General features: G+C 74.7%; 18 protein-coding genes, 1 pseudogene and 1 riboswitch. Of the genes and pseudogenes, 9 read left to right on the forward strand and 10 right to left on the reverse strand.

Features of this window, described 5'->3' with window-relative positions:
- The first annotated feature begins 84 nt into the window (after positions 1 to 84).
- On the forward strand, positions 85 to 483 hold the full coding sequence (locus GEV43_RS45455; protein ID WP_160826776.1) for an ATP-binding protein: 399 nt from the start codon (positions 85 to 87) through the stop codon (positions 481 to 483).
- A 19-nt stretch (positions 484 to 502) separates the two neighbouring features.
- Positions 503 to 622, forward strand: a riboswitch (cobalamin riboswitch).
- A 56-nt stretch (positions 623 to 678) separates the two neighbouring features.
- Positions 679 to 4,258 (forward strand): annotated as a pseudogene (gene cobN, locus GEV43_RS45460) (cobaltochelatase subunit CobN).
- A 149-nt stretch (positions 4,259 to 4,407) separates the two neighbouring features.
- Here cobN and GEV43_RS45465 read toward each other — a convergent pair.
- Positions 4,408 to 5,721 carry a hypothetical protein gene (locus GEV43_RS45465; RefSeq protein ID WP_160826777.1) on the reverse strand — a complete coding sequence of 438 codons (1,314 nt, stop codon included), beginning with the start codon at positions 5,719 to 5,721 and terminating at the stop codon, positions 4,408 to 4,410.
- 9 nt (positions 5,722 to 5,730) lie between these two features.
- Between GEV43_RS45465 and GEV43_RS45470 the strand changes: the two genes are divergently transcribed.
- Together GEV43_RS45470 and GEV43_RS45475 are read left to right on the forward strand one after the other, a co-directional pair.
- The gene (locus GEV43_RS45470; RefSeq protein WP_160826778.1) at positions 5,731 to 6,309 is read left to right on the forward strand and encodes a hypothetical protein; all 579 of its coding nucleotides are present in this window, start codon (positions 5,731 to 5,733) and stop codon (positions 6,307 to 6,309) included.
- 223 nt (positions 6,310 to 6,532) lie between these two features.
- Positions 6,533 to 7,354, forward strand: a complete 822-nt coding sequence (locus GEV43_RS45475; RefSeq protein WP_160826779.1) for a thioesterase family protein — start codon at positions 6,533 to 6,535, stop codon at positions 7,352 to 7,354.
- A gap of 16 nt (positions 7,355 to 7,370) precedes the next feature.
- Here the strand turns inward: GEV43_RS45475 and GEV43_RS45480 are convergent, their stop codons facing one another.
- From GEV43_RS45480 to GEV43_RS45495, 4 genes are read right to left on the reverse strand one after another with little or no spacing between them, the layout of a single operon-like run.
- Complete coding sequence (locus tag GEV43_RS45480; RefSeq protein ID WP_160826780.1) at positions 7,371 to 8,009, reverse strand: SRPBCC family protein; 639 nt, start codon at positions 8,007 to 8,009, stop codon at positions 7,371 to 7,373.
- The gene (locus GEV43_RS45485) at positions 8,006 to 8,380 is read right to left on the reverse strand and encodes a helix-turn-helix transcriptional regulator (protein ID WP_160826781.1); all 375 of its coding nucleotides are present in this window, start codon (positions 8,378 to 8,380) and stop codon (positions 8,006 to 8,008) included. The genes GEV43_RS45480 and GEV43_RS45485 overlap by 4 nt, the downstream gene beginning before the upstream one ends.
- Before the next feature lie 51 nt (positions 8,381 to 8,431).
- Positions 8,432 to 9,055 (reverse strand): FMN reductase, encoded by a 624-nt coding sequence (locus tag GEV43_RS45490; protein ID WP_160826782.1) that lies wholly within the window; start codon positions 9,053 to 9,055, stop codon positions 8,432 to 8,434.
- Positions 9,052 to 10,173, reverse strand: coding sequence for an LLM class flavin-dependent oxidoreductase (locus tag GEV43_RS45495; protein ID WP_160826783.1), 1,122 nt, complete (start codon positions 10,171 to 10,173; stop codon positions 9,052 to 9,054). The genes GEV43_RS45490 and GEV43_RS45495 overlap by 4 nt, the downstream gene beginning before the upstream one ends.
- Before the next feature lie 158 nt (positions 10,174 to 10,331).
- Between GEV43_RS45495 and GEV43_RS45500 the strand changes: the two genes are divergently transcribed.
- The 4 genes from GEV43_RS45500 to GEV43_RS45520 all read left to right on the forward strand — a co-directional run bounded on the left by GEV43_RS45500 (position 10,332) and on the right by GEV43_RS45520 (position 14,286).
- Positions 10,332 to 10,781, forward strand: a complete 450-nt coding sequence (locus tag GEV43_RS45500) for an NUDIX domain-containing protein (protein WP_160826784.1) — start codon at positions 10,332 to 10,334, stop codon at positions 10,779 to 10,781.
- 67 nt (positions 10,782 to 10,848) lie between these two features.
- On the forward strand, positions 10,849 to 12,438 hold the full coding sequence (locus GEV43_RS48915; protein WP_206681730.1) for a maleylpyruvate isomerase family mycothiol-dependent enzyme: 1,590 nt from the start codon (positions 10,849 to 10,851) through the stop codon (positions 12,436 to 12,438).
- A gap of 17 nt (positions 12,439 to 12,455) precedes the next feature.
- Positions 12,456 to 12,986 carry a DinB family protein gene (locus tag GEV43_RS45515; RefSeq protein WP_160826786.1) on the forward strand — a complete coding sequence of 177 codons (531 nt, stop codon included), beginning with the start codon at positions 12,456 to 12,458 and terminating at the stop codon, positions 12,984 to 12,986.
- Between the two features lie 73 nt (positions 12,987 to 13,059).
- Positions 13,060 to 14,286: a M20 family metallopeptidase gene (locus tag GEV43_RS45520; RefSeq protein WP_160826787.1), complete on the forward strand. Its 1,227-nt coding sequence runs from the start codon at positions 13,060 to 13,062 to the stop codon at positions 14,284 to 14,286.
- A gap of 239 nt (positions 14,287 to 14,525) precedes the next feature.
- Here the strand turns inward: GEV43_RS45520 and GEV43_RS45525 are convergent, their stop codons facing one another.
- The 4 genes from GEV43_RS45525 to GEV43_RS45540 form a co-directional block, all read right to left on the reverse strand.
- Entirely contained in the window at positions 14,526 to 14,846 is a 321-nt protein-coding gene (locus GEV43_RS45525; RefSeq protein ID WP_160826788.1) for a hypothetical protein, read from the reverse strand.
- A 288-nt stretch (positions 14,847 to 15,134) separates the two neighbouring features.
- Positions 15,135 to 17,495, reverse strand: coding sequence for a LuxR C-terminal-related transcriptional regulator (locus tag GEV43_RS45530; protein WP_309240337.1), 2,361 nt, complete (start codon positions 17,493 to 17,495; stop codon positions 15,135 to 15,137).
- A 99-nt stretch (positions 17,496 to 17,594) separates the two neighbouring features.
- On the reverse strand, positions 17,595 to 18,992 hold the full coding sequence (locus GEV43_RS45535) for an amino acid permease (RefSeq protein ID WP_309240338.1): 1,398 nt from the start codon (positions 18,990 to 18,992) through the stop codon (positions 17,595 to 17,597).
- A gap of 152 nt (positions 18,993 to 19,144) precedes the next feature.
- Complete coding sequence (locus GEV43_RS45540; protein ID WP_160826789.1) at positions 19,145 to 20,356, reverse strand: TDT family transporter; 1,212 nt, start codon at positions 20,354 to 20,356, stop codon at positions 19,145 to 19,147.
- Between the two features lie 71 nt (positions 20,357 to 20,427).
- Here GEV43_RS45540 and GEV43_RS45545 point away from each other — a divergent pair, with 71 nt between their 5' ends.
- The gene (locus GEV43_RS45545; protein ID WP_160826790.1) at positions 20,428 to 21,333 is read left to right on the forward strand and encodes a LysR family transcriptional regulator; all 906 of its coding nucleotides are present in this window, start codon (positions 20,428 to 20,430) and stop codon (positions 21,331 to 21,333) included.
- Here the strand turns inward: GEV43_RS45545 and GEV43_RS45550 are convergent, their stop codons facing one another.
- Positions 21,334 to 21,924 (reverse strand): YceI family protein, encoded by a 591-nt coding sequence (locus GEV43_RS45550; protein ID WP_309240339.1) that lies wholly within the window; start codon positions 21,922 to 21,924, stop codon positions 21,334 to 21,336. It lies immediately after the preceding gene.
- Positions 21,925 to 22,082 lie beyond the last annotated feature (158 nt).

A 22,082-nucleotide genomic window follows, 5' to 3' on the forward strand; every position in this document is an offset into this window, starting at 1 on the left:
GGTAGAACGCGATGAGATTCCACAGGCTGGACTTCGAGGGAGATTGGCCGGTGACTCAGCGAATCTTTCGGGAGGTGAACGGCTATGGCGGAGGCGGCGGCGGTCGTGGTGAAGGCGGTTCCCGAGGCGGTCAAGGAAGCGCGGGAATTCGTGGCGCTCGTGTTCGGGGAGTGGGGGCTGGACGATCACGTGGCGCGGACGGTGGTGAGCGAGTTGGTCACCAACGCGATCCGGCACGGGTCGCGGGACGGGGACCCGGTGGTGGTGCGGGTGTTCGCCCTGGACGGTCGGCCGGTGATCGAGGTGTGGGATCGGTCGGACGCGCCGCCGGTGGTGCGGCCGTTCGATCCCGGGGCGGAGAACGGGCGGGGGCTGCTCCTGATCGGGGCGCTCGTGCGGAGGTGGGGGGCGCGGCCGCTGGCGGAGGGCGGGAAGGTCGTGTGGGCGGAGTGCGAGGGCGTGGCCGTGGCGCGGTCGGGTTAGGGTGTGTGCGGCGACAAGGGAGGAAGCCGGTGCGAATCCGGCGCGGTCCCGCCACTGTCACCGGGGAGCGGACCCCGTCGAAGGCCACCGTGCGAGCGGGAAGGCCGGGGCGAGCGTTGATCCGGGAGCCAGGAGACTCCGTGCCGCCGCCGTTGGACTCTGCGATTCGGGGCGAGGACCCCGGGTGAGGACTCGATCCACGTGATCTTGCTGCTGTCCACCTCGGACACCGACCTGCTCAGCGCCCGTGCGAGCGGCGCCGGGTTCCGCCTGGCCAACCCCGCGCGGGTGGCGCTCGACGACCTTCCCGCCTTGGTGGACGGCACCGACCTGGTGGTCGTGCGGCTGCTCGGCGGGCGGCGGGCCTGGGAAGAGGGGCTCGACGCGCTGCTGGCCGGGCCGCGGCCCGTGGTCGTGCTCAGCGGGGAGCAGGCTCCCGACGCGGAGCTGATGGAGCTCTCGACCGTTCCGGCCGGGGTCGCGGCGGAGGCGCACGCGTACCTGGCGCACGGCGGGCCGGGCAACCTCGGGGAGCTGTTCCGGTTCCTGTCGGACACCGTGCTGCTGACGGGGCACGGTTTCGGTCCGCCCGCCGCCACGCCGACATGGGGCGTGCTGGAACGGGACGCGGACGACAACGGGGGCCCGCTCGTCGGGGTCCTGTACTACCGGGCCCACCACCTGGCCGGCAACACCGCGTTCGTCGAGGCGCTGTGCCGGGCGATCGAGGCGAAGGGCGGGCGGGCGCTGCCGGTGTTCTGCGCGTCGCTGCGCACGGCCGACGCCGGGCTGCTGGAGACGCTCGGCCGCGCGGACGCGCTGGTGGTGACGGTACTCGCGGCCGGTGGGACGAAGCCCGCGTTCGCCGGGGCGGGCGGCGACGACGAGGCGTGGGACGTGGGCGCGCTGGCGGACCTGGACGTCCCGATCCTGCAAGGGCTGTGCCTGACCAGCGAGCGTTCGGCCTGGGAGCGCAACGACGACGGGCTGTCGCCCCTGGACACGGCCACGCAGGTGGCGGTGCCCGAGTTCGACGGCCGGCTGATCACGGTCCCGTTCTCGTTCAAGCAGATCGACGAGGACGGCCTCAGCGTCTACGTCGCCGACGAGGAGCGGGCGCTCAGGGTCGCCGGGATCGCGGTGCGGCACGGCGCGCTCCGGCACGTCGCGCCGGGCGAACGGCGCGTCGCGCTGATGCTGTCGGCCTACCCGACCAAGCACGCGCGGATCGGCAACGCGGTCGGGCTCGACACGCCCGCGAGCGTCGTGAAGCTGCTCGCGGAGATGCGCGGGCGCGGCTACGACATCGGCGACGAGCTGCCCGCCGAAGGCGACGCGCTGATGCACGCGCTGATCGCGGCGGGCGGGCAGGACGCCGAGTGGCTGACCGAGGAGCAGCTCACCGGCAACCCGGTGCGCATCCCGGCCGCGCGGTACCGGGCGTGGTACGCGACGCTGCCGCAGGATCTCCGCGAGGGGATCGAACGGCACTGGGGCCCGCCGCCCGGCGAGCTGTTCGTGGACGACTCGCGCGACCCGGACGGCGAGATCGTGCTCGCCGCGCTGCGTTCGGGCAACGTGGTCGTCATGGTGCAGCCGCCCCGCGGGTTCGGCGAGAACCCGGTGGCGATCTACCACGACCCCGACCTGCCGCCGAGCCACCACTACCTGGCCGCGTACCGGTGGCTGGAGGACGCGTTCGGCGCGCACGCGGTCGTCCACGTCGGCAAGCACGGCAACCTGGAGTGGCTGCCCGGCAAGGCCGCCGGGATGTCGGCGAGCTGCGGGCCGGACGCCGCGCTCGGGACCTGCCGCTGATCTACCCGTTCCTGGTGAACGACCCGGGCGAGGGCACGCAGGCCAAGCGGCGCGCGCACGCGACGCTGGTCGACCACCTGATCCCGCCGATGGCGCGGGCGGAGAGCTACGGCGACATCGCGCGGCTCGAACAGCTCATGGACGAGCACGCCAACATCGCCGCGCTCGACCCGGCGAAGCTCCCCGCGATCCGCGCGCAGATCTGGACGCTGATCCAGGCCGCGCGGCTCGACCACGACCTCGGGCTGGACGACCGGCCGCACGACGCCGAGTTCGACGACTTCCTGCTGCACGTGGACGGCTGGCTGTGCGAGATCAAGGACGTCCAGATCCGCGACGGCCTGCACGTCCTCGGCGCCGCGCCGGAGGGCGACACGCGCGTCGACCTGGTGCTGGCGATGCTGCGCGCCCGGCAGATGTGGGGCGGCGCGGTGACGCTGCCCGGCCTGCGCGAGGCGCTCGGCATGGACGAGGACAGCACCGACCGCGGCGAGGTCGACGCGTTCGAGGAGCGGGCGCGGTCGCTGGTCGCGGCGATGGAGGAGCGCGGCTGGGACCCGGCGGAGGCGGCCGCGGTCGCCGAGACCGCCAAGACCGCGAACGCGCCGGTGGTCGCCGACGTGCTGCGGTTCGCCGCCACCGAGGTCGTGCCGCGGCTGGACCGCACGCGCGACGAGATCGGCATGGTGCTGCACGCGCTGGACGGCGGGTACGTTCCGGCGGGCCCGTCGGGGTCGCCGCTGCGCGGGCTGATCAACGTGCTGCCGACCGGCCGCAACTTCTACTCCGTCGACCCGAAGGCCGTCCCGAGCCGCCTGGCCTGGGAGACGGGCCGGGCGATGGCCGACTCGCTGCTCGCCCGGTACCGCGAGGACACCGGCGAGTGGCCGCGCTCGGTCGGCCTGTCGGTCTGGGGGACGAGCGCCATGCGCACGTCCGGCGACGACATCGCCGAGGTGCTCGCGCTGCTCGGCGTCCGGCCCGTGTGGGACGAGGCGTCCCGGCGGGTGACGGGCCTGGAGGCGATCGCGCCGGACGAGCTCGGCCGCCCGCGCATCGACGTGACGGTGCGGATCAGCGGGTTCTTCCGCGACGCGTTCCCGCACGCGGTGACCATGCTGGACGACGCGGTACGGCTCGCCGCCGAGCAGGACGAGCCGGACGAGGCCAACTACGTGCGCGCGCACGTCCGGGCGGACCGGGCCGAGCACGGCGACGAGCGCCGCGCCACGATGCGCGTGTTCGGGTCGCGGCCCGGCGCGTACGGCGCGGGCATCCTGCCGCTGATCGACAGCCGCAACTGGCGCGACGACTCCGACCTCGCCGAGGTGTACGCGGTGTGGGGCGGGTTCGCGTACGGGCGGGGGCTCGACGGCGTCCCGCGCGCGGCGACATGGAGACCGCGTACCGGCGGATCAGCGTCGCGGCGAAGAACACCGACACCCGCGAGCACGACATCGCCGACTCCGACGACTACTTCCAGTACCACGGCGGCATGATCGCGACCGTGCGGGCGCTGACCGGTTCCGCGCCGAAGGCGTACATCGGCGACAGCACCCGCCCGGACGCGGTCCGCACCCGCACGCTCAACGAGGAGACCTCTCGCGTCTTCCGCGCCCGCGTCGTCAACCCGCGCTGGCTCGCCGCGATGCGCCGGCACGGCTACAAGGGCGCGTTCGAGCTGGCCGCGACCGTCGACTACCTGTTCGGGTACGACGCGACGGCGGGCGTGGTGGCCGACTGGATGTACGAGAAGCTCGCCCGCACGTACGCGCTCGACCCCGAGAACCAGGAGTTCTTCAAGCAGTCCAACCCGTGGGCGCTGCACGGCATCACCGAGCGGCTCCTCGAAGCCGCCGACCGCGACCTGTGGGAGCACCCGGAGCCGGAGACGCTCGAAGCTCTCAAGAGCCTCTACCTCCAGATCGAAGGCGACCTGGAGGACGGTGTTGATTAAGCCCCGGCCCAGGCCGCTCGCCTAACGGCTCGCGGCCTGACCGTTGCTTTGCGAGTGCTGCATCGCTTCGGGATCTGTCCGGGGAAGGCTCGCCTTCGGCTTCGCCTTCCCCGGACAGTTAACGCACTCGCGCCGTGGCCGAGGCCGCCTCAGTGATTCTCGGTGTCCGCGAGCAGGCGGGCGGCGAGGTCGCGGAGTTCGCGGTCCTCGGCGAACGCCTGCCAGCCGGTGTTCACGTGGTGGCGGCGGTCGGAGTCGAGGATGTCGCGCAGCGCCCAGTGGACGGGTTCGGGGGCGGGTCCGATCTCCGCGAGGTGGCGGGCCGCGGCCCATCTGACCGGCAGGTACTCGCCGCGGGTGATCGGATAGATCTCGTGGTACAGCGTCTCGGACGCCCCGCTCGGATCGCCGGTCACCCGGAAGAGCGCGTGCGCCGCGCGGACGCGCGTCCAGTCGTCGCGGTGGTCGAGCAGCGTGCGCAGGCGACCGGTGCAGGTGTCCGCGTGGCCGCCGACGTCCGCGACGTACCCCCAGGCCACATCGCGGGGCGCGCCTGCGAACGCGGCGTCCGCCACCGCGCGCGCCGCCGCCGCGTCACCGGCGATCTTCCAGAGCGCCCACGGCAGCGCGCACGCGGACTGCCTCCGGCTCCATTCCGGCAGCCCTTCGGGCGGCCGGTGCCACATCTCCTCCAGGACGGGCGCGGCCTCGGCGGCGGCGGGGCCGATCGCCGCGAGCGCGTTCACCGCCGCGATGTGCGCTTGCGTGCCGAGCAGCGGGATCAGCTCGGGGACGGCCGGGGACGACGCGCTCCCCCATCGTTCGAGCAGGTCGGCCAAGGCCCGCTGGTCGCTTGCCGTGCCGTTCCGGAGGCGTTCGCGGACGACCGGGAGCAGGACGCCGGCGTGGTCGCGCAGCGGCTCCAGCACCTGCTGGGCCGCCGGCAGCCACGTCGAGTACCCGGCGCCGCCGGTGCCCCCGACGACCGCCGTCCCGTAGCCGAGGTTCGGCGCGGCGAGCCGTTCGGCGAGGTACGGGACGCAGCGCGCGTCGCCGAGCCGGGCGAGGCCCCAGGCGGCGACGTCCGCGACGGTCTGCTCGTTGTGCCGCGCCAGGCGGTGCGGGTCGTCCAGGCGCGCGGCGAACACCTCGCCGTCGCGCGCGCCGTCCGGTCCCCCGGCCATCGCGGCGAGGACGTGGGTGGCGTAGGCGCGGGCGGGCCCGCCGCCGTCGGCGGTGCGTTCGGCGAGCAGGGGCACGAGCCGTCCGGCCGGGGAACGCCAGGCGCTGAGGAGGTCGGCGGCGTTCCGCACGGCGCCGATGCGCCGGTCGGCGTCGCGGTCGCCGCCGAACGCCAGGCAGAGGCGCGTCCGCGCGGGCACCTCGTCCTCCAGGTGCGCGCCGATCCACGTGACGAGGCGTGCGGGCATGCCGCCGTACGTCGCGACCAGGTCGTCCGGCATGTCTCCGACGTGCGGGACGTCCCGCCACACGTCCGGCTCGGCCTGGCGGGCCGCGGCGACGACGGCGTCCAGGTCGTCCCCGAGGCGCTGCGCCGGGACGGCCTCCGCGAGCGCGAGCAGCGCAGCGAGCCGGGTGTCGGGGTCGGGGTCGCCGCACAGGTCGCGGAGCCAGGCCAGGGTCTCGGGCAGGACGGCGGCGGTCGCGGCCTTGGCGAGGCCCCGACGACGAGGACGGCTTCGAGGCGGGCGGCGGGATCGTCCTCGTCCGGGCGGCGGGCGCGCAGCGCCATGGTCACGGTGTCGGCGTCGGCCGCCGCGCCGTCCAGGGCGCTGACCGCCGCCCGCCGCACGACGGCGTCGGGGTCGGCGAGGAGGGCGAGGAGCCGGGGAAGAGCGGCGTCCCACGCGGCGGGCCACTCCCGGGCGATGGCGCGGGCGTCCGCGAGCCGCGCCTCGTCGGCGAGCCGTCCGACCGTGTCGAGGATCGCGGCGCGGACGCCGGCATCGGTCTCGGCGCTCGCGGCGAGGCCGGTGAGGAACGGCAGGGCGGCCGCCGCCGCGGAGAAGACCGCGCCGCCCTGGTGGTAGATCTTGACGTCGAGCTCGTCCACCGCGCCCAGCGGGTCGTCACCGTCCGCGATGGCGCGGAGCAGGGCGGGGACGTCGCCGGCGGCGCCGTAGGCGTGGCGCAGGGCGTCCCAGCCGATCGCGTCGAGGCCGTGCAGGACCGTGGTTATGGGTGTCCCCTTTCGCGTTCCGGGCCGACCGTTCTGGAAGCATGGGACGGTACCGGGTCGAGAGGAGAACCAGGATGGCATCGGCCGATTTCCCCGCCAACGCGTTTTACGAGCCGCTCGGCGAGGACGGCGCGTTCGCGAGCACGGTGGCCACGGCGGGCCCCTGGTCGCCGGACTTCCAGCACGCGGGCCCCGTCGCGGCGCTGATGGGCCGCGCGTTCGAACGGCACGAGCCGGCGCCGGGCACGCGGGTCGCGCGCGTGACGCTGGAGATCCTCGGCCCCGTGCCGGTGGCGGAGCTGCGCGTCACCGCCCGGACCGTACGGCCGGGACGGCGGATCACGCTGCTCGAAGCCGAGATGACCCACGAGGGGCGGCCGGTCGCGCGCGCCTCGGCCTGGCGGATCGCCGCCGCGCCCGCCGCGCTCGAACCGACCGCGAACGCGCCCGCGCCGCCGCCGCTGCCCGACCTCGGCCCGGACGCCCGCACGCGGAGCACCGCCTGGTCCGGCGCGCACGTGGACGGCTACATCGCGGCGATGGAGTGGCGGTTCACCGAAGGGTCGTTCGGACGTCCCGGGCCCGGCGCGGTGTGGGCGCGCACCCGGATCCCGCTCGTCGCGGGCGAGGCCGTCTCGCCGCTGCAACGGGCGCTCCTGCTCGCCGACAGCGCGTCCGGGCTCGGCAGCGAGCTCGACTTCGCCAAGTGGCTGGTCATCAACACCGACCTGACCGTCGCGCTGCACCGCGACCCGTCCGGCGAGTGGCTGCGGATGTGGGCGGCGCTGCACGCCGACCCGGGCGGCAGCGGCCTGGTCGAGGCGACCCTGGCCGACCGCGACGGCGACCTCGGCCGCGTCCTCCAGACCCTGCTGGTGGACGAGGCCGCCACCTGAGGCCCCCGCGGACCGGTCAGGACTCGGGAGCGGCGGTGTAGGCGGCGATGGTGCGGTCGGCGACCGCGCGGGCGAACGCCTTGTCGGCGCCCGACTCGGCGTGCGCCTCGTACCACGCCTCACCGCTGAGCCTCATGAGCCGGACGCCGTCCTCGGACTCCGCCCAGGCCGCCGCCTCCTCGGGGTCCATGGACACGCCGGTCGCGAGATGGTTGGAGAGGCCGTACAGCGTCATGTCCCAGCCGATGCCGACCGCGCCCGGCCCGAACTCGGCCCACCGCTCGTCGTCCACGTGCGCGATGTGCTCCAGGACGAGGCGCGTGCGGCCGTCGGGCTCGGCGGCGAGCCGTACGTCGATCCAGCTCACCTCGCCGTTGAACTCCCAGGTGGCGAAGAAGGCCGTGGGCGGCTCGCACCTCTCGATCGTCCCGCCCGCGTTGCCTTCGAGCTGGTAGCGCCCGCCGAGGCGCAGGTCGCCCGAGACCGGCAGGAACCAGCGCGGGATCCGCTCGGGGTTGGTGACCGCGTCCCAGACGTCCTCGACCTCGGCGTCGTAGACCCGTTCGAGGGTCACGGTGCGCGCGTCGCCGGCCTCCAGCACGCGCTCGCCGACCCTGCGCCGTACGGCGTTGACCTGCTCGCTGACCTCGATCATCCACTGCTCCCCGGTTCGTCGTCGGTGGCCGGCGGTCGTCCGCCGGCGCGGCGCGCACGCCTGCCGCGCGCCAGCTCGGTCGCGAGCGCGTCGAGGTGCGGCGTCCAGAAGCGGCGGAACCGGTCCAGCCACGCGTCGATCTCGCGCAGCGGCTCGGGCGCGACGCTGTAGAGCCGCCGGGCGCCCTCCGGCCGCACGGTCGCGAACCCGCCGTCGCGCAGCACCTTCAGATGCTGCGACACGGCGGGCTGCGAGATGCCGAACTCCCGCTGGACGACCTCGCCGACGGCCCCGGAGCTCATCTCGCCGTCGGCGAGCAACTCCAGGATCCGCCGCCGGACGGGGTCGCCGAGGACGTCGAAGGCGTGCACCCCGCGAAGATACGGCGGGCACTTATATAAGTCAAGCCGAAAATAACGAGGTCAGGCCCCTCCGGACGCGAGGAGCTGCTCGAACGGCGTCGGGTCCTCGTACGGGTCGGCGCGCACGGCCGGAGCGCCGCCCGCGATCAGCGCGGCCAGCTCGGCGCCCGCCCGCGCGACGCGTCCGGCCAGGGCGTTCGAGCCGTCCGCGCTCCCCCAGTCCTCGGACGCGGCGTACACCGCGGTCGGGACGACGGTCGCGCGCAGGTAGGCCAGCAGCGGCCGGACCGCGTGGTCGAGCGCGAGCGAGTGGCGGGCCGTGCCGCCGGTCGCGCCCGCGAGCACCGGCCGCCCCTCCAGCGCGTCCTTCTCCAGGACGTCGAAGAACGTCTTGAACAGGCCGCTGTACGAGGCGTTGAAGAGCGGCGTGACCGCGATCAGCCCGTCCGCGCCGGTGACCGTCTCGATCACCTCGCGCAGCGGCGCGGCCGGGAAGCCGGTGAGCAGGTTGTCGGTCAGCTCGTGCGCGTGGTCGCGCAGCTCGACCGGCTCCACCACGACGCCGGAGCCCCGCTCGCGCAGGGCGTCGGCGGTCGCGGCGGCGAGCCGGTCGGCCAGCAGGCGGGTCGAGGACGGCTGCCCGAGACCGGCCGAGACGACGGCGAGCGTGCGGGTCCCGGTCATCGCGCGCCCTCCTTCTCCGCGGTCGCGGCGGCGGTCGCGGCCGCGGTGCGGCGGGCGGCGAGGAGCGAGGCGTGGGTGGGCGCGTCCGGGACGTGCGCCGGACGTCCGATCCCGAACTCCCTGCGCAGCACCGGGACGACCTCCTCGCCGAGCAGGTCGAGCTGCTCCAGCACGGTCTTGAGCGGCAGCCCCGCGTGGTCCATCAGGAAGAGCTGGCGCTGGTAGTCGCCCGCGTACTCGCGGAACGACAGCGTGCGCTCGATCACCTGCTGCGGGCTGCCGACGGTCAGCGGCGTCTCGGCGGTGAACTCCTCCATGGACGGCCCGTGCCCGTACACCGGGGCGTTGTCGAAGTAGGGCCGGAACTCGCGGACCGCGTCCTGCGAGTTCCTGCGCATGAACACCTGGCCGCCGAGGCCCACGATGGCCTGGTCGGCGGAGCCGTGGCCGTAGTGCTCGAAGCGCCGCCGGTACAGCTCCACGAGCCGCCGGGTGTGCTCGGCGGGCCAGAAGATGTTGTTGTGGAAGAACCCGTCGCCGTAGTAGGCGGCCTGCTCGGCGATCTCCGGGCTGCGGATCGAGCCGTGCCAGACGAACGGCGGCACACCGTCCAGGGGCCGCGGGGCCGAGGTGAACGACTGGAGCGGCGTGCGGTGCCGGCCCTCCCAGTCCACGACGTCCTCGCGCCAGAGCCGGTGCAGCAGGGCGTAGTTCTCGACGGCGAGCGGGATGCCGTCCCGGATGTCCTTGCCGAACCACGGGTAAACGGGCCCGGTGTTGCCGCGCCCCATCGTCAGGTCGACCCGGCCGTCCGCGAGGTGCTGGAGCATCGCGAAGTCCTCGGCGATCTTGACCGGGTCGTTCGTGGTGATCAGCGTGGTCGCGGTGGACAGCACGAGCCGCTCGGTGCGGGCCGCGACGTAGCCGAGCATGGTCGTCGGGGACGAGGGCACGAACGGCGGGTTGTGGTGCTCGCCGGTCGCGAAGACGTCCAGCCCGACCTCCTCGGCCTTCTCCGCGATCGCGACCATGGCCTTGATCCGCTCGTGCTCGGTCGGGGCGCGCCCGGTGGTCGGGTCGGGCGTCACGTCGCCGACGCTGAAGATCCCGAACTGCATGCCCGCCTCCGTTAGTAGAACGTTCAACTACCCTAGCGGAACGGCCCCCCTCCCGCCGCTATTCCCCCGCCGCGCCCCGCCGCCGCGCGCCGCTCCGTAGGGTGGTCCAGGCCGCCGAAGCGGGCGGCCCCCTGACGGCGCCACCGGACAAAGGACTCATGGACGATCTGACCGCACGCCTGTGGAAGTCGCTCTCCGGGCGCGTCCAGTGGCGGCTCGCCTTCCTGCGCCAGGCCACGTTCATGATCGGCGTCACCGGCGTCGTCCGCGACGCCGACGGCCGGGTGCTGCTGCTGCGCCACCGCCTCTGGCCGGACGGACGCCAGTGGGGGCTGCCGTCCGGCTACGCCGAGCGCGGCGAGACGTTCGAGGACACCGTCGTCCGGGAGGTCCGCGAGGAGACGGCGCTGGAGGTGCGGACCGGCCGCCTCGTCCGCCTCACCAGCGGCTACCGGCTCCGCGCGGAGGTCGCGTTCGAGGCCGAGCTGGTCGGCGGGACGCTGCGCGTCGACCGGCGCGAGATCCTGGAGGCGGGCTGGTTCGAGCCCGGCGCCCTCCCGGCCGACCTCATGCCGTCCCACCGCTCCCTCATCGCCGGAGCCCCCTGACGCACGACCGCGAGGCGTGGCAGCGCGTCCCGTCGTTCACAGACACTTGGACCGGAGGAGCATGCACATGGACAAGGACGTGAGCATGGACATGAACAGGGACGTGGACACCGCGCCGACCCCCGAGCGGCTCGCGGAAGGACTCCGGGAGCAGACCGCCGCGTTCGCCGCCCACGTGGACGGCGGCGACCCGGACGCCCGCGTGCCCACCTGCCCGGAATGGACGCTGCGCGACCTGGTCGCCCACGTCGGGCGCGCGCACCGCTGGGCGGCCGAGCTCGTCCGGACCCGTTCGCAGGAGGTGGCCGGCGGCCCGTCCCGCGTCCCGGTGGACGGCTCCGAGCCCTGGCGCGACTGGCTGCTGGAGGGCGCGGATCTGCTGGTCGCGGCGGCCGAGGAGGCGGGCCCGGACGCGACGCTGTGGTCGTTCGTCGGGCCGCAGCCGCCGGCGTTCTGGCTGCGGCGGATGCTGAACGACACCTCCGTCCACCAGGCCGACGCCGCCGCGACGACGGGCGGCGCGTTCACGATCGCGCCCGACCTCGCCGCCGACGCGATCGACGAGGCCCTGCTGATGCTGTCGGGCCCCTGGGCCGAGAAGGCGCGGCCCCAACTGGCCAGGCTGCGCGGCGAGGGGCAGACCCTCGGCTGGCGCGCGACCGGCGCCCCGCCCGCCGCCTGGCTGGTCACCCGCACCCCTGACGGCGTCACGTCGCGGCGCTCGTCCGCCGAGGGCGACGTGAACGTGTCCGCCTCGCTCGCCGACCTGCTGCGCGTCCTGTCCCGCCGCCTCCCCCGGACGACCCGGCGGTCACCGTCACCGGCGACCGCCCCCTCCTCGACCACTGGCTGTCCCACACCGCCTTCTAGTGGGCGAGCCGTGCCGTCCGTTCGCGCGGGACCAGATCGCGCGGCCGATGATCGGAGAGGCGGGCGTCCGGTGAACGGGTCCGGGTGGCGGCGGGTGTGGGCGCCGGATCCGCGCCGGGACGGCCTGGACGCGTTCGCGAGCGTCGAGGACGACCGGGCGGGCGTCCATCCGGGCGTCCCGCACGTCCGGGCGCTCGGCACGATGTACCGCTTCGACGTGCACCATCCCGGCGACGTCGACACCTACCCCGACCGGCAGCGGCAGGAGGTCAGGGGGATGCGGACCGGCGGCCGCGAGCGGCGGATCGCCGAGGGCGAGACGTGGCGGTTCCGCTGGTCGTGGTACCTGACGGGCGCGCTGCGCGCGACGACGAGCTTCACCCACGTCCACCAGATGTTCGCGTCCGCACCGTCCGGGAAGGGCGGCGAGCCCGTCCTGATGATCTCGCTGCGGCACCGGGACGGCCGGGACACCGTCGAGCTGAACGTGCCGCGCTCGCGGACCATCGCGGGGGCGACCGCCCTCGGCCCGCTGCGCGCCCGGTGGATCGACGTGGAGCTGGAGGTCGGGTTCCGCCCGGCGCCCGCCGGGCACGTCCACTGGACGATCACCGCGCCCGGCGGCGACAGGGTGCTCGACGTCGAACGCGGCGGCCTCGCCACCTGGTCCCCGGGCTCGCGCGGCATCTCCCCGAAGTGGGGCGTCTACCGCTCGCTGAAGGACGAGGCGCGCCTGAACGACGCGCATCTGCTGCTCAGAAACCTGTCGTCCTGGCTGCGCACCTGATTGTTAGGGTCGTGGCCATGATCACGCCGAGCGACATGCCGTCCGAGCCGCCGGACACCCTCACCGACCCGCGCGAGCTGCTGACGGGCTATCTCGACTACTACCGCAGCGCGCTGCTGCGCAAGCTGGAGGGCTTTCCGGAGGACCGGCTCCGCGCGGCCGTTCTGCCGTCCGGCTGGACGCCGCTGGAGCTGTTCAAGCACCTGACGTACGTGGAGATCCGCTGGCTCCAGTGGGGCTTCATGGCCGAGGACGTCGGCGACCCCTGGGGCGACCGCGGGCCCGGCGGGCGGCCCGAGAACCCGTGGAAGGTCGGCGAGGACGAGACCCTCGACGGCCTCAAGGCACTGGCCGCCGAGACGTGGGAGCGGTCGCGGCGGATCGTCGCGTCCGCCTCCCTGGACGAGGCCGCCAAGCCGGGCGAACGGTTCCAGGACGAGCCCGCGTCGCTGATCTGGATCCTGTTCCACCTGCTCCAGGAGTACGCGCGGCACCTCGGCCACCTCGACGTCGTGCGCGAGCTGGCGGACGGCGCGGTCGGCGAGTGACGCCACCCGCGCGCGGGCGCGCGAGCACAGCGGCGATAACGTGCGGGAACGGAACCGTTCGAAGGAGGCATCGGTGAGCCACGCCCAGCACGTCCCCGGGTCCCTGCGCGACGACGCCGCCGCGCTGCGCGACGACCTCGTCCGGCTGCGCGGTGCCCTGCACCACGAGCCCGAGCTCGGCCTGGACCTGCCGCGCACCCAGGAGAAGGTGCTGGCCGCGCTCGACGGGCTGCCGCTGGAGATCGCCACCGGGGAGCGGCTGTCGTCGGTGACGGCCGTGCTGCGGGGCGCGCTGCCCGGCCCGACCGTGCTGCTGCGCGGCGACATGGACGCGCTGCCGGTCACCGAGCGCGGCGACGCCGCCGTGGTCTCCAAGGTCCCCGGGGCGATGCACGCGTGCGGCCACGACCTGCACACCGCGATGCTCGCGGGCGCCGCCCGGCTCCTCGCCGCGCGCCGCGACCGGCTGCCCGGCAACGTGGTCTTCATGTTCCAGCCCGGCGAGGAGGGCCACGGCGGCGCCAAGATCATGATCGACGAGGGGGTGCTGGACGCGGCCGGCGAGCGGCCCGTCGCCGCGTACGCGCTGCACGTCCTGTCGGCCGGGCTGCCGAACGGCCTGTTCGCGAGCCGGGGCGGCCCGATCATGGCGGCGGCCGACCGGCTGCGCGTCACGGTGCGCGGCCGGGGCGGGCACGGCTCGTCCCCGCACCTCGCCCGCGACCCGCTGCCCGCCGCGTGCGAGATGGTCACCGCGCTCCAGACGATGGTGACGCGCCGGTTCGACGTGTTCGACCCGGTGGTGCTGACGGTCGGCTCGTTCCACTCGGGGACGAGCGACAACGTCATCCCGGACGAGGCACGCTTCACCGGCACCGTCCGCTCGTTCTCGCACGGCGCGCACGAACGCCTGGAGAAGGCGGCCGTCGAGGTGGTCCACGGCATCGCCCGCGCGCACGGGCTCGAAGCCGACGTCGAGTACGTCGTCGACTACCCGGTCACCGTGAACGACGCGGGCGAGGCAGCGTTCGTCGCGGACACGATCCGCGAGGTGTACGGCGAGAACCGCTACATCGAGGCGCCGCAGCCGCTGCCCGCCTCCGAGGACTTCTCGTTCGTCTGCGACGAGGTCCCCTCGACGTTCCTGACGCTCGGCGCGTGCCCGCCCGACCTCGACCCGGGCTCCGCGGCGTTCAACCACTCGCCCGAGGCCCGCTACGACGACGGCGTCCTGCCCGACGGCGCCGCCCTCTACGCCGAGCTCGCCGCCGCGCGCCTCGCGGCGGCCGCGGCTGGCTGAACGGCTGCGTCGAGCTGAACGGCCGGTGGGCGGCGCGCCGCCCACCGGCCGGTCGAGGAACGTGGGAGCCCCGCCCGATCAAGCCCCGCGTCACGTGCGGCGGCGAGAGGGCGGGGCTCCGCCGTCACCGGCACCGGTGCCCGCGCCGGCACCGGTGCCGGAGCTGACACCGGGCGGGCGCCCGGCCCGGTCCGCGCCCGGGCCGGACGGCCGCCCGGCTTCCCCGTCGGCGGTCCGGCTCACTGCCAGACGACCGACAGGGTGCTCCCATCGTGTACGCCCCGCGCGACGAGGCCCTCGTACACGTACACGGCCGGACGGACCAGGCTGGGCCGCGTCCGCCACACCTCGCCGACGGTGCCGGGCCGGGCGCTCAGCAGCGCCTCGGACAGCGCGCGCAGGGCTCCGGGCTTGCTCTGGCTGACCCCGCAGGACCCGAGCCCCTGGGGCCCGTGCTGGGTGTCGATGATCTCCCAGCTGAAGCACGGCCGCTGCTCGGCGCCGTTCGCCGCCGCGTGCGAGGTGCGGGGCCGGGCCGTGCTCTGGCGTGTTACCGACATGGTGGTTTCCCCAGGCCGCCCCTGGAGGGCGGCCGATCCGACGACAGTGCGTGAAGCGTAGGCGCGCCGCCGCGGGCGGCACATGGGTAGACCGACCTATGTGCCTACCTATTCACGTTGCGTGATGATCCCTGGTCGCGTGCCGGAAAAGGATGTCCGAAACGGCCCGGACGCGCCGGGCCGCGCCGAGCGGACGATCGGCGCCGGACGAGCGGCGGACCGTGCGGGACGAGCGGCGAACCGCCCCCTACGAGCACGGACGCCGCGAAACCGGGACGGCGGACGGGTTCAGGACCGCTGGGTGTACCAGGCGGCGATCTGTGTACGCGACGAGAAGCCCAGCTTCGCCAGAATGTGCTCGACATGGGAGTCGACGGTGCGTTTGGCGATGACGAGCCGTTCGGCGATCTCGCGGTTGGTGCGGCCTTCGGCGACGAGCGCCGCGATCTCGGTCTCGCGGCGGGTGAGCGGCTGGCCGGAGCCCGCGCCGCCGCCCTGCTCGGGGCTGCGCGCCGTGCCGGGCGGGGCGCCGGGCGCCGCGTCGCCGAGCGCGGGCGCGGGCCGGTCGCCGAGCGCCTCGGCGACCGCGACCCCGGCGTCGAGCGCGGCGCCCGACTCGTACGCCCTGCGGTAGAGGCCGTCGCCGAGCGTCTCGGCGGCCTGCGCCTCGTAGACGCCGCGCAGCAGCCGGTGCTGCGGCCCGAACAGGCTCGTCCCGGTGTAGTCGCGGGCGCGGTCGGCGGCGCCGAGCAGCCGCGCGCCGCCCGCCGCGTCGCCGAGCATGACCAGGCAGCAGCCGGCCATGTCGAACGCCAGGGCGACGCCGAGCCGGTCGTCCAGGTCGTTCTTCATCCGCAGGCCGGCCCGCAGGTCGGAGAGCCCGGCCGCCGGGTCGCCGCCGAGCGCGACGGCGAGGCCCCGCACGCACAGGGCGTACGAGCGGCACCACAGCTCGCCCGCCGCCTCCGTCGCGCGCAGCGCCTCCCCCGCGTGCCGGACGGCCGTCGCCGGGTCGCCGCCGAGCGCGCACGCCACCGCGAGGAACACGTCGGTGATCGGCACGAGGACGTCGGCCGTCCCGGACCGCGCGTGCAGGTCGTGCGCCTCGGCGAGCAGCCGCGTCGCCTCGTCCGGCCCGTCGGCGTAGAGCGCCGCGACGCCCTGCACCTCGCGGACGTAGCCGAGCCCGCGCAGGTCCTCGTGCCGGACGGCGCGCTCCTCGGCGCGGCGCAGCAGCCCGCGGGCGTCGTCGAGGTCGTTCTGCAGGACGGCCAGCAGCCCGGTCAGCGCGAGGACCTCGGTGCCGTCGGGGCCGGGCAGCTCGCCCCGGCTCTCCAGCACCCGCGCGGACCAGTGCCGCGCCTCGCCGATCAGCCCCTGGAGCGCGAAGACGCGGCCGGTCGCGAGCGCGGTGCGGGCGAGGTCCTCGTCGCCGGCCGAGCGGATCCCGTAGTCGAACATGTCGCGGACGTTGGCCTGCTCGCGGCGGAACCACGCGAGCCAGTGCGGCTGCGCGGGCGTCGCCAGCTCGGGCCCGGCGGCCTGCACCATCGCCGCGAACCAGTCGAACGCGCGGGCCCGGAACCGCTCGGTCTCGCCGGCTCCGGCCAGCCGTTCGGCGCCGTACTCGCGGATCGTGTCGAGCATCCGGTAGCGGACGGCGCCGCCCCGGTCGACGCGCATGACGATCGACTGGGCGACGAGCCCGGCGACCAGCTCGCAGATCTCGGTGGAGGGGAGCTCCTCGTCGGCGCAGACGCGTTCGGCGGCCTCAAGGTCGAAGTCGCCCGCGAACACCGACAGCCGCGCCCACAGCAGCCGCTCGCCGGGCGTGCACAGCTCGTGGCTCCAGTCGACCGCGGCGCGCAGCGTCTGGTGCCGGGGCAGGCCCGAGCGGCGGCCGCGCACGTGCAGCAGGCGGCTGTCGAGGCGGGTCACGATCTGCTCGACCGACAGCGCCCGGACCTGCACGGCGGCCAGCTCGATCGCGAGCGGGATGCCGTCGAGGCGGTGGCACAGCAGCGCGACCGCGGGACGGTTGTCGTCGGTGAGGGTCCAGCCGGGCACGACGGCCGCGGCGCGGTCGGCGAACAGGGTGACGGACTCGCACGGCTCCGCCGGGTCGTACCGTCCGGGCTCGGGGCGCGCGAGCGGCGCGACGACGAGGGTGTGCTCGCCCGGGACGTCGAAAGGCCGCCGCGACGTCGCGATGATCCGCAGGCCCGGCGCGTTGCGCAGCAGCACCTCGGCGAGCATCGCGCACGCGTCGACCAGGTGCTCGCAGGTGTCGAGGACGAGCAGCATCCGCCGGTCGGCGAGGTGCCGGACGAGCGCGTCGAGGGCGGCGCCGGGCGGCTGGTCGGGCATCCCGGCCGCCTCCCCCACGGCGGCGGCGAGCAGGCTCGGCTCGTGCAGCGCCGCCAGGTCGGCGAACCGCACGCCGTCGTCGAACGACTCGCCGAGGCGCGCGGCGGCGCGCACCGCGAGCCGCGACTTGCCCACCCCGCCCGGTCCCATGAGGGTCACCAGGCGGCACCGGTCGAAGAGCCGGACGATCTCGGCCAGCTCGGCGTGCCGGCCGATGAAGCTCGTCAGCTCCGCAGGGAGCCGACCCGAACGCACGTCCACCATGCTGCTGGTCAGGGACACCGCCGCCTCTGCGCGGCCCCCCGCCGGCCGGCGCCGACGCCTCCCCGGGGCCGTCCTGGCAGCATCGTACCCGCCCTTGAACCGATGGCAACCGTCCCGTTACCCGCCGCTCCGGGACTCCGCGGGGGCGGCGGTGGACGGGTCCGGGCCGTACCGGCGGCGCAGCAGGTAGGCGGCGCTCACCGCGGCGAACGTGACCAGGCTCAGCACGAACGACGCGCGCGTGTCCTTGAGGAACGCCATCGCGACGATGACCCCGGCCATCCCGGCGATCGTGACGTACGTCAGGTACGGGAAGCCCCACATCTTCAGCCGCAGCCGGTCCGGATCGTCACGTTCCAAGGCGCGGCGCATCCGGAGCTGCGAGACCGCGATCAGCAGGTAGACGAACAGCGCGACGGTCCCGTAGCTCTGGATCAGGAACTTGAAGACGTCGTTCGGCCGCACGTACGCCATCACGACCGACAGGTAGCCGACGACCGTCGCGAGCAGGATCGCGGGCACGGGCACTCCGCGCCGGTTGAGCCGGGTGAACCCGCGCGGCGCGTCGCCGTGCCCGGTGAGCGCGAACAGGATGCGGGACGCGGTGTAGATGCCGGAGTTCAGCGCCGACAGCACGGCGGTGAGGATGACGACGGTCATGATGTCGCCCGCGCCGGGCACGCCCATCGCGTCGAGGGCGCTGGCGTACGGGGCGTCCTGCACGCCCTTGTCGCTCCACGGCTGGATCGCGACGACCAGGAAGACCGACCCGACGTAGAACAGCAGCACCCGCACGATCACCGAGTTGGTGGCGCGGGCGACGGCGCGCGCGGGCTCGCGCGACTCGGCCGCCGCGATCGTCACGATCTCGGCGCCGGTGAAGAACCCGACGCACGGCACGACGCCGGCGAGGATCGCGACGGCCCCCTTCGGCGCGAACCCGCCGTCCGACGACAGGTGCGACAGGTCGAACGGCTCGCCGGGCCACAGCCCCAGCACGAACACCAGCCCGAGCACGATGAACACCACGATCGCCGCGACCTTGATCGAGGCGAACCAGTACTCGAACTCGCCGTACGACCGCACCGAGATCAGGTTGGTCACGGTGAGCAGGAGCATCAGCCCGAGCGCGAGGACCCACAGCGGCGCGCCGGGCACCCAGCCGTGCACGATCTTGGCTCCGGCGACCGCCTCGACCGCGACGACGATCACCCAGAAGTACCAGTAGAGCCAGCCGGTGACGAACCCCGCGAACGGGCCGAGCGCGATCCGCGAGTACTCGTAGAACGCGCCGACGGCGGGCCGCGCCACCGCCATCTCGCCGAGCGCCCGCATGACCAGGATGGCCAGCAGCCCGGCCAGCGCGAACGAGACGATCGCGGCGGGCCCGGTCTGCCCGATCACCACGCCGCTGCCGACGAACAGGCCGGCGCCGATCACGCCGCCGATCGAGATCAGGGTCATGTGCCGCTGTTTGAGGCTGTGCTGGAGGCGGGGTTGCTCGGACTCGGACACGCACACACTCCGTGAGGTTCACCGAAGGAAACCCACGGAAAGTTACCCGCCCGGCGTGCGGGTGTCCCATCCGACCCCCGGGAACCCTCCGTCCCTGGCGGCGCGGCGGCGTGTCGCGGCGTGGCACGTTCCACGCCGCGACGCGCCGCAGCTCAACGAGCCGAGGCCGCCACCGGGGCTGGCGCGGGAGCCGACGCGGGCGCGGACGCGGGGCCAGGCGCCGGGGCGGGCGGCAGGAAGAGGCGGCCCGTGAGCGCGCCTCTCACGGTCTGCGCGCCCGCGACCGCCCAGGCGGCCACGAGGAGCAGGTAGAGCGCGACCGCGACCCCGGTCAGGGCGTCCAGGCCGGTGTGGCGGGACAGCCCCGCGGCGCCGGTGACGCACGTCCCGACGGGGAACGTGTACGCCCACCAGGTCATCGCGAACGGCATCCCGTTCCGCAGCGCCCGCACGTTCGCCATGAGGGCCAGCGCGAGCCAGAACAGCGCGAAGCCCATCACCGGCACGCCGTAGAGGATCGCGAACGCCCGCATCGCCGCGGCGTACTCGGGGGCGACGGACGCCGCGTCCGACAGCGCGTTCACGGCCGTGGTGGACTGGCCGAGCGGCCCGAGCACCAGGAACAGCGTCGGCGTCAGCGTGACCGGCGCCAGCTTGTCGTGGGCCAGCCGCGTCCAGACGCCCGGGAGCAGGACGAGCGTCGCGGCGAGGCTCGCGCCGAACAGCGCGTAGCACCCGTACAGCATGGTCTCGCGCGCCTGGCCCGGCGGCAGGTGCGGGATCAGCGCGGGGCCGAGGGCCGCCGCGACCATGGGCGCGACGACGGGCAGCAGCCATGTCGGGCTCGCGGTGCCCGGCTTCACCTCGTGCCGCGTGATCATCAGGTACGGGATGCCGAAGCCGACGACCACGGCGTAGACGGTCCCGGCCGTCCAGAGGACGGCGTCGATCGCGACGGCGGCCTCGGCGCCGATCACCCCGGGGCCGAGCGCGATCGTCCCGTACCCGACGGCCAGCAGCGCCATCGGCGGGCACCCGTAGAAGACCGCGACGCCCGGCTCGGCGAGCAGGTGCCGGGCCGCCACGTCCCGGTGCCGGACGAGGTGGACGGCGCGCGCGGCGGCGAGCGCGGCGAGCATCGCCAGCGACAGCGCCCAGACGCAGACCGCGAACGCGTGCAGGCCGGGAACCGACACCGGGAGGGCGTTCGCCCCGTTCGCCACGATCGCGGTGCCCATGACCGCCGCGTACCAGTTGGGCCCGAGATGGCGGAAGAGGTCGCCGGGCCGGTCGAGCGCGCCGAGGAGTCCGGGGAACGCGAGCCGTCCCGGGGAGTCCGGCGCCGGTGCCGTGGTGATTCCCATGGGTTCCAGCGTGCGCCCGTCCGGGGGACGTCACTAGAGGTCATGGAGCTATGAGGGCATAAGGTGGGGTTATGACCGTCGCGAGCCGCGTCCCCGACCTCGGGGCCCTGGAGCTGCTGCTCGCCGTCGTCCGGCTGGGCAGCCTCGGCCGGGCGGCGGCCGAGGTCGGGGTCACCCAGCCCGCCGCGAGCGCCCGGATCCGCGCGATGGAACGGCAGGTCGGGGTGGCGCTGCTGGAGCGTTCGCCGCGCGGCTCGCACCCGACCGAGGCGGGCGCGCTCGTCGCCGGATGGGCGCAGCAGGTCCTCGACGCGGCGAAGGCGCTGGACGCGGGGATCGAGGCCCTGCGCGAACGCCGCGACGGGCGGTTGCGGGTGGTGGCGTCGCTCACCGTCGCCGAGTACCTCATGCCCGGGTGGCTGGTCGCGTTGAAGGAGCTGCATCCGGGGATCGCGGTGACGCTCCGTACGGCCAACTCGACGGCGGTCGCCGAGCAGGTGCGCGGCGGCGAGGCCGACGTCGGCTTCGTGGAGGGCGCGCGGACCCCGTCGGGGCTGAGCGGGACGGTCGTCGCGGCCGACCGCCTCGTCGTGGCCGTCGCAGCCCGGCACCGCTGGGCGCGACGCCGCGCGGGCGTGACGGCCGCGGAGCTGGCGGCGACCCCGCTCGTCCTGCGGGAGGAGGGCTCGGGGACGCGCGAGGTCCTCGACCGGGCGCTCGCCTCGTACGGCGGGACGGCCCCGCCGCTGCTCCAGCTCGCCTCGACCACCGCGCTCAAGGCCGCGGCGGTGTCGGGCGCGGGCCCGGTCGTGGTGAGCGAGCTGGCCATCGCCGACGAGATCGCGGCCGGACGGCTCGTCGCCGTCCCGGTGCCGGAGCTGGACCTCAGCCGTCCGCTGCGCGCGGTCTGGCCGGCCGGGCAGCGCCCCGCGGGCCCCGCGCGGGACCTGCTGTCGCTGACCCGCCAGGGCCGCTGACTACTCCGCCGCCGCGGGCTCGGTGGCGAGGACGGCCTGGATCTCCAGCTGGATGGCGATGGTGTCGCCGAGCATCACCTTGTCGCCCTGCAACGGCACGTTGAACTCGATGCCGAAGTCGCGGCGGCTGATCGAGGCGGTGGCGGTGAAGCCGGCGCGGGTGCCGCCCCACGGGTCGGGCGCGACGCCGTGGAACTCGGTCAGCAGCCGGACGGGCCGGGTGACGTCCCCGACGGTCAGGCCGCCGTCCAGGTGGTAGCGCGGGTGGCGGGCGCGGCGGCCGATCGTGGCGGGCTCCACGCCCGTCCCCTCGAACGTCATGAGCGGGTGGTTCTCGACGTCCAGGAAGTCGGCCGACCGCACGTGCGCGTCGCGCTCGGCGCTGCGGGTGTCGATGGACGCGAGCCTGATCTCGGCCCGCGCGGTGGAGGCCAGCGGGTCCTCGCCGATCAGGATCTCGCCGCCGAAGTCGGTGAACGACCCGCGCACCGTCGTCATCAGGTGCCGGATCGTGAAGGTGATCTCGGAATGGACCGGATCGACGGTCCACCGGCCCGCGACCAGACCCGGCACCGCTGCCCGCTGACTCACAATCCCCCAGATATCTACAATCCACTCAGAGGCAGAGAATGTACCGCACAACACCACATCCCGCAGCGTGATCATCCGGTCACAAGATCACGAGAACCGCCACGTCAGGCCGCCGCCCGCGCGCACCGCGCCCACCGTCCCCGCCTCTCCGGCACCGG

Source organism: Actinomadura sp. J1-007 (assembly GCF_009793335.1).
In the GTDB taxonomy this organism is placed as follows: Bacteria; Actinomycetota; Actinomycetes; order Streptosporangiales; family Streptosporangiaceae; genus Spirillospora; species Spirillospora yumaensis.

What these genes read in the sequence shown, in the direction of transcription:
- GEV43_RS45515 (WP_160826786.1), top strand. Translation starts at nt 12,456, where the DNA reads ATGATCACGCCGAGCGACATGCCGTCCGAGCCGCCGGACACCCTCACC.
- GEV43_RS48915 (WP_206681730.1), top strand. Translation starts at nt 10,849, where the DNA reads ATGGACAAGGACGTGAGCATGGACATGAACAGGGACGTGGACACCGCG.
- GEV43_RS45525 (WP_160826788.1), bottom strand. Translation starts at nt 14,846, where the DNA reads ATGTCGGTAACACGCCAGAGCACGGCCCGGCCCCGCACCTCGCACGCG.
- GEV43_RS45475 (WP_160826779.1), top strand. Translation starts at nt 6,533, where the DNA reads ATGGCATCGGCCGATTTCCCCGCCAACGCGTTTTACGAGCCGCTCGGC.
- GEV43_RS45545 (WP_160826790.1), top strand. Translation starts at nt 20,428, where the DNA reads ATGACCGTCGCGAGCCGCGTCCCCGACCTCGGGGCCCTGGAGCTGCTG.
- GEV43_RS45455 (WP_160826776.1), top strand. Translation starts at nt 85, where the DNA reads ATGGCGGAGGCGGCGGCGGTCGTGGTGAAGGCGGTTCCCGAGGCGGTC.
- GEV43_RS45540 (WP_160826789.1), bottom strand. Translation starts at nt 20,356, where the DNA reads ATGGGAATCACCACGGCACCGGCGCCGGACTCCCCGGGACGGCTCGCG.
- GEV43_RS45465 (WP_160826777.1), bottom strand. Translation starts at nt 5,721, where the DNA reads ATGCCGGACGACCTGGTCGCGACGTACGGCGGCATGCCCGCACGCCTC.
- GEV43_RS45495 (WP_160826783.1), bottom strand. Translation starts at nt 10,173, where the DNA reads ATGCAGTTCGGGATCTTCAGCGTCGGCGACGTGACGCCCGACCCGACC.
- GEV43_RS45500 (WP_160826784.1), top strand. Translation starts at nt 10,332, where the DNA reads ATGGACGATCTGACCGCACGCCTGTGGAAGTCGCTCTCCGGGCGCGTC.
- GEV43_RS45490 (WP_160826782.1), bottom strand. Translation starts at nt 9,055, where the DNA reads ATGACCGGGACCCGCACGCTCGCCGTCGTCTCGGCCGGTCTCGGGCAG.
- GEV43_RS45480 (WP_160826780.1), bottom strand. Translation starts at nt 8,009, where the DNA reads ATGATCGAGGTCAGCGAGCAGGTCAACGCCGTACGGCGCAGGGTCGGC.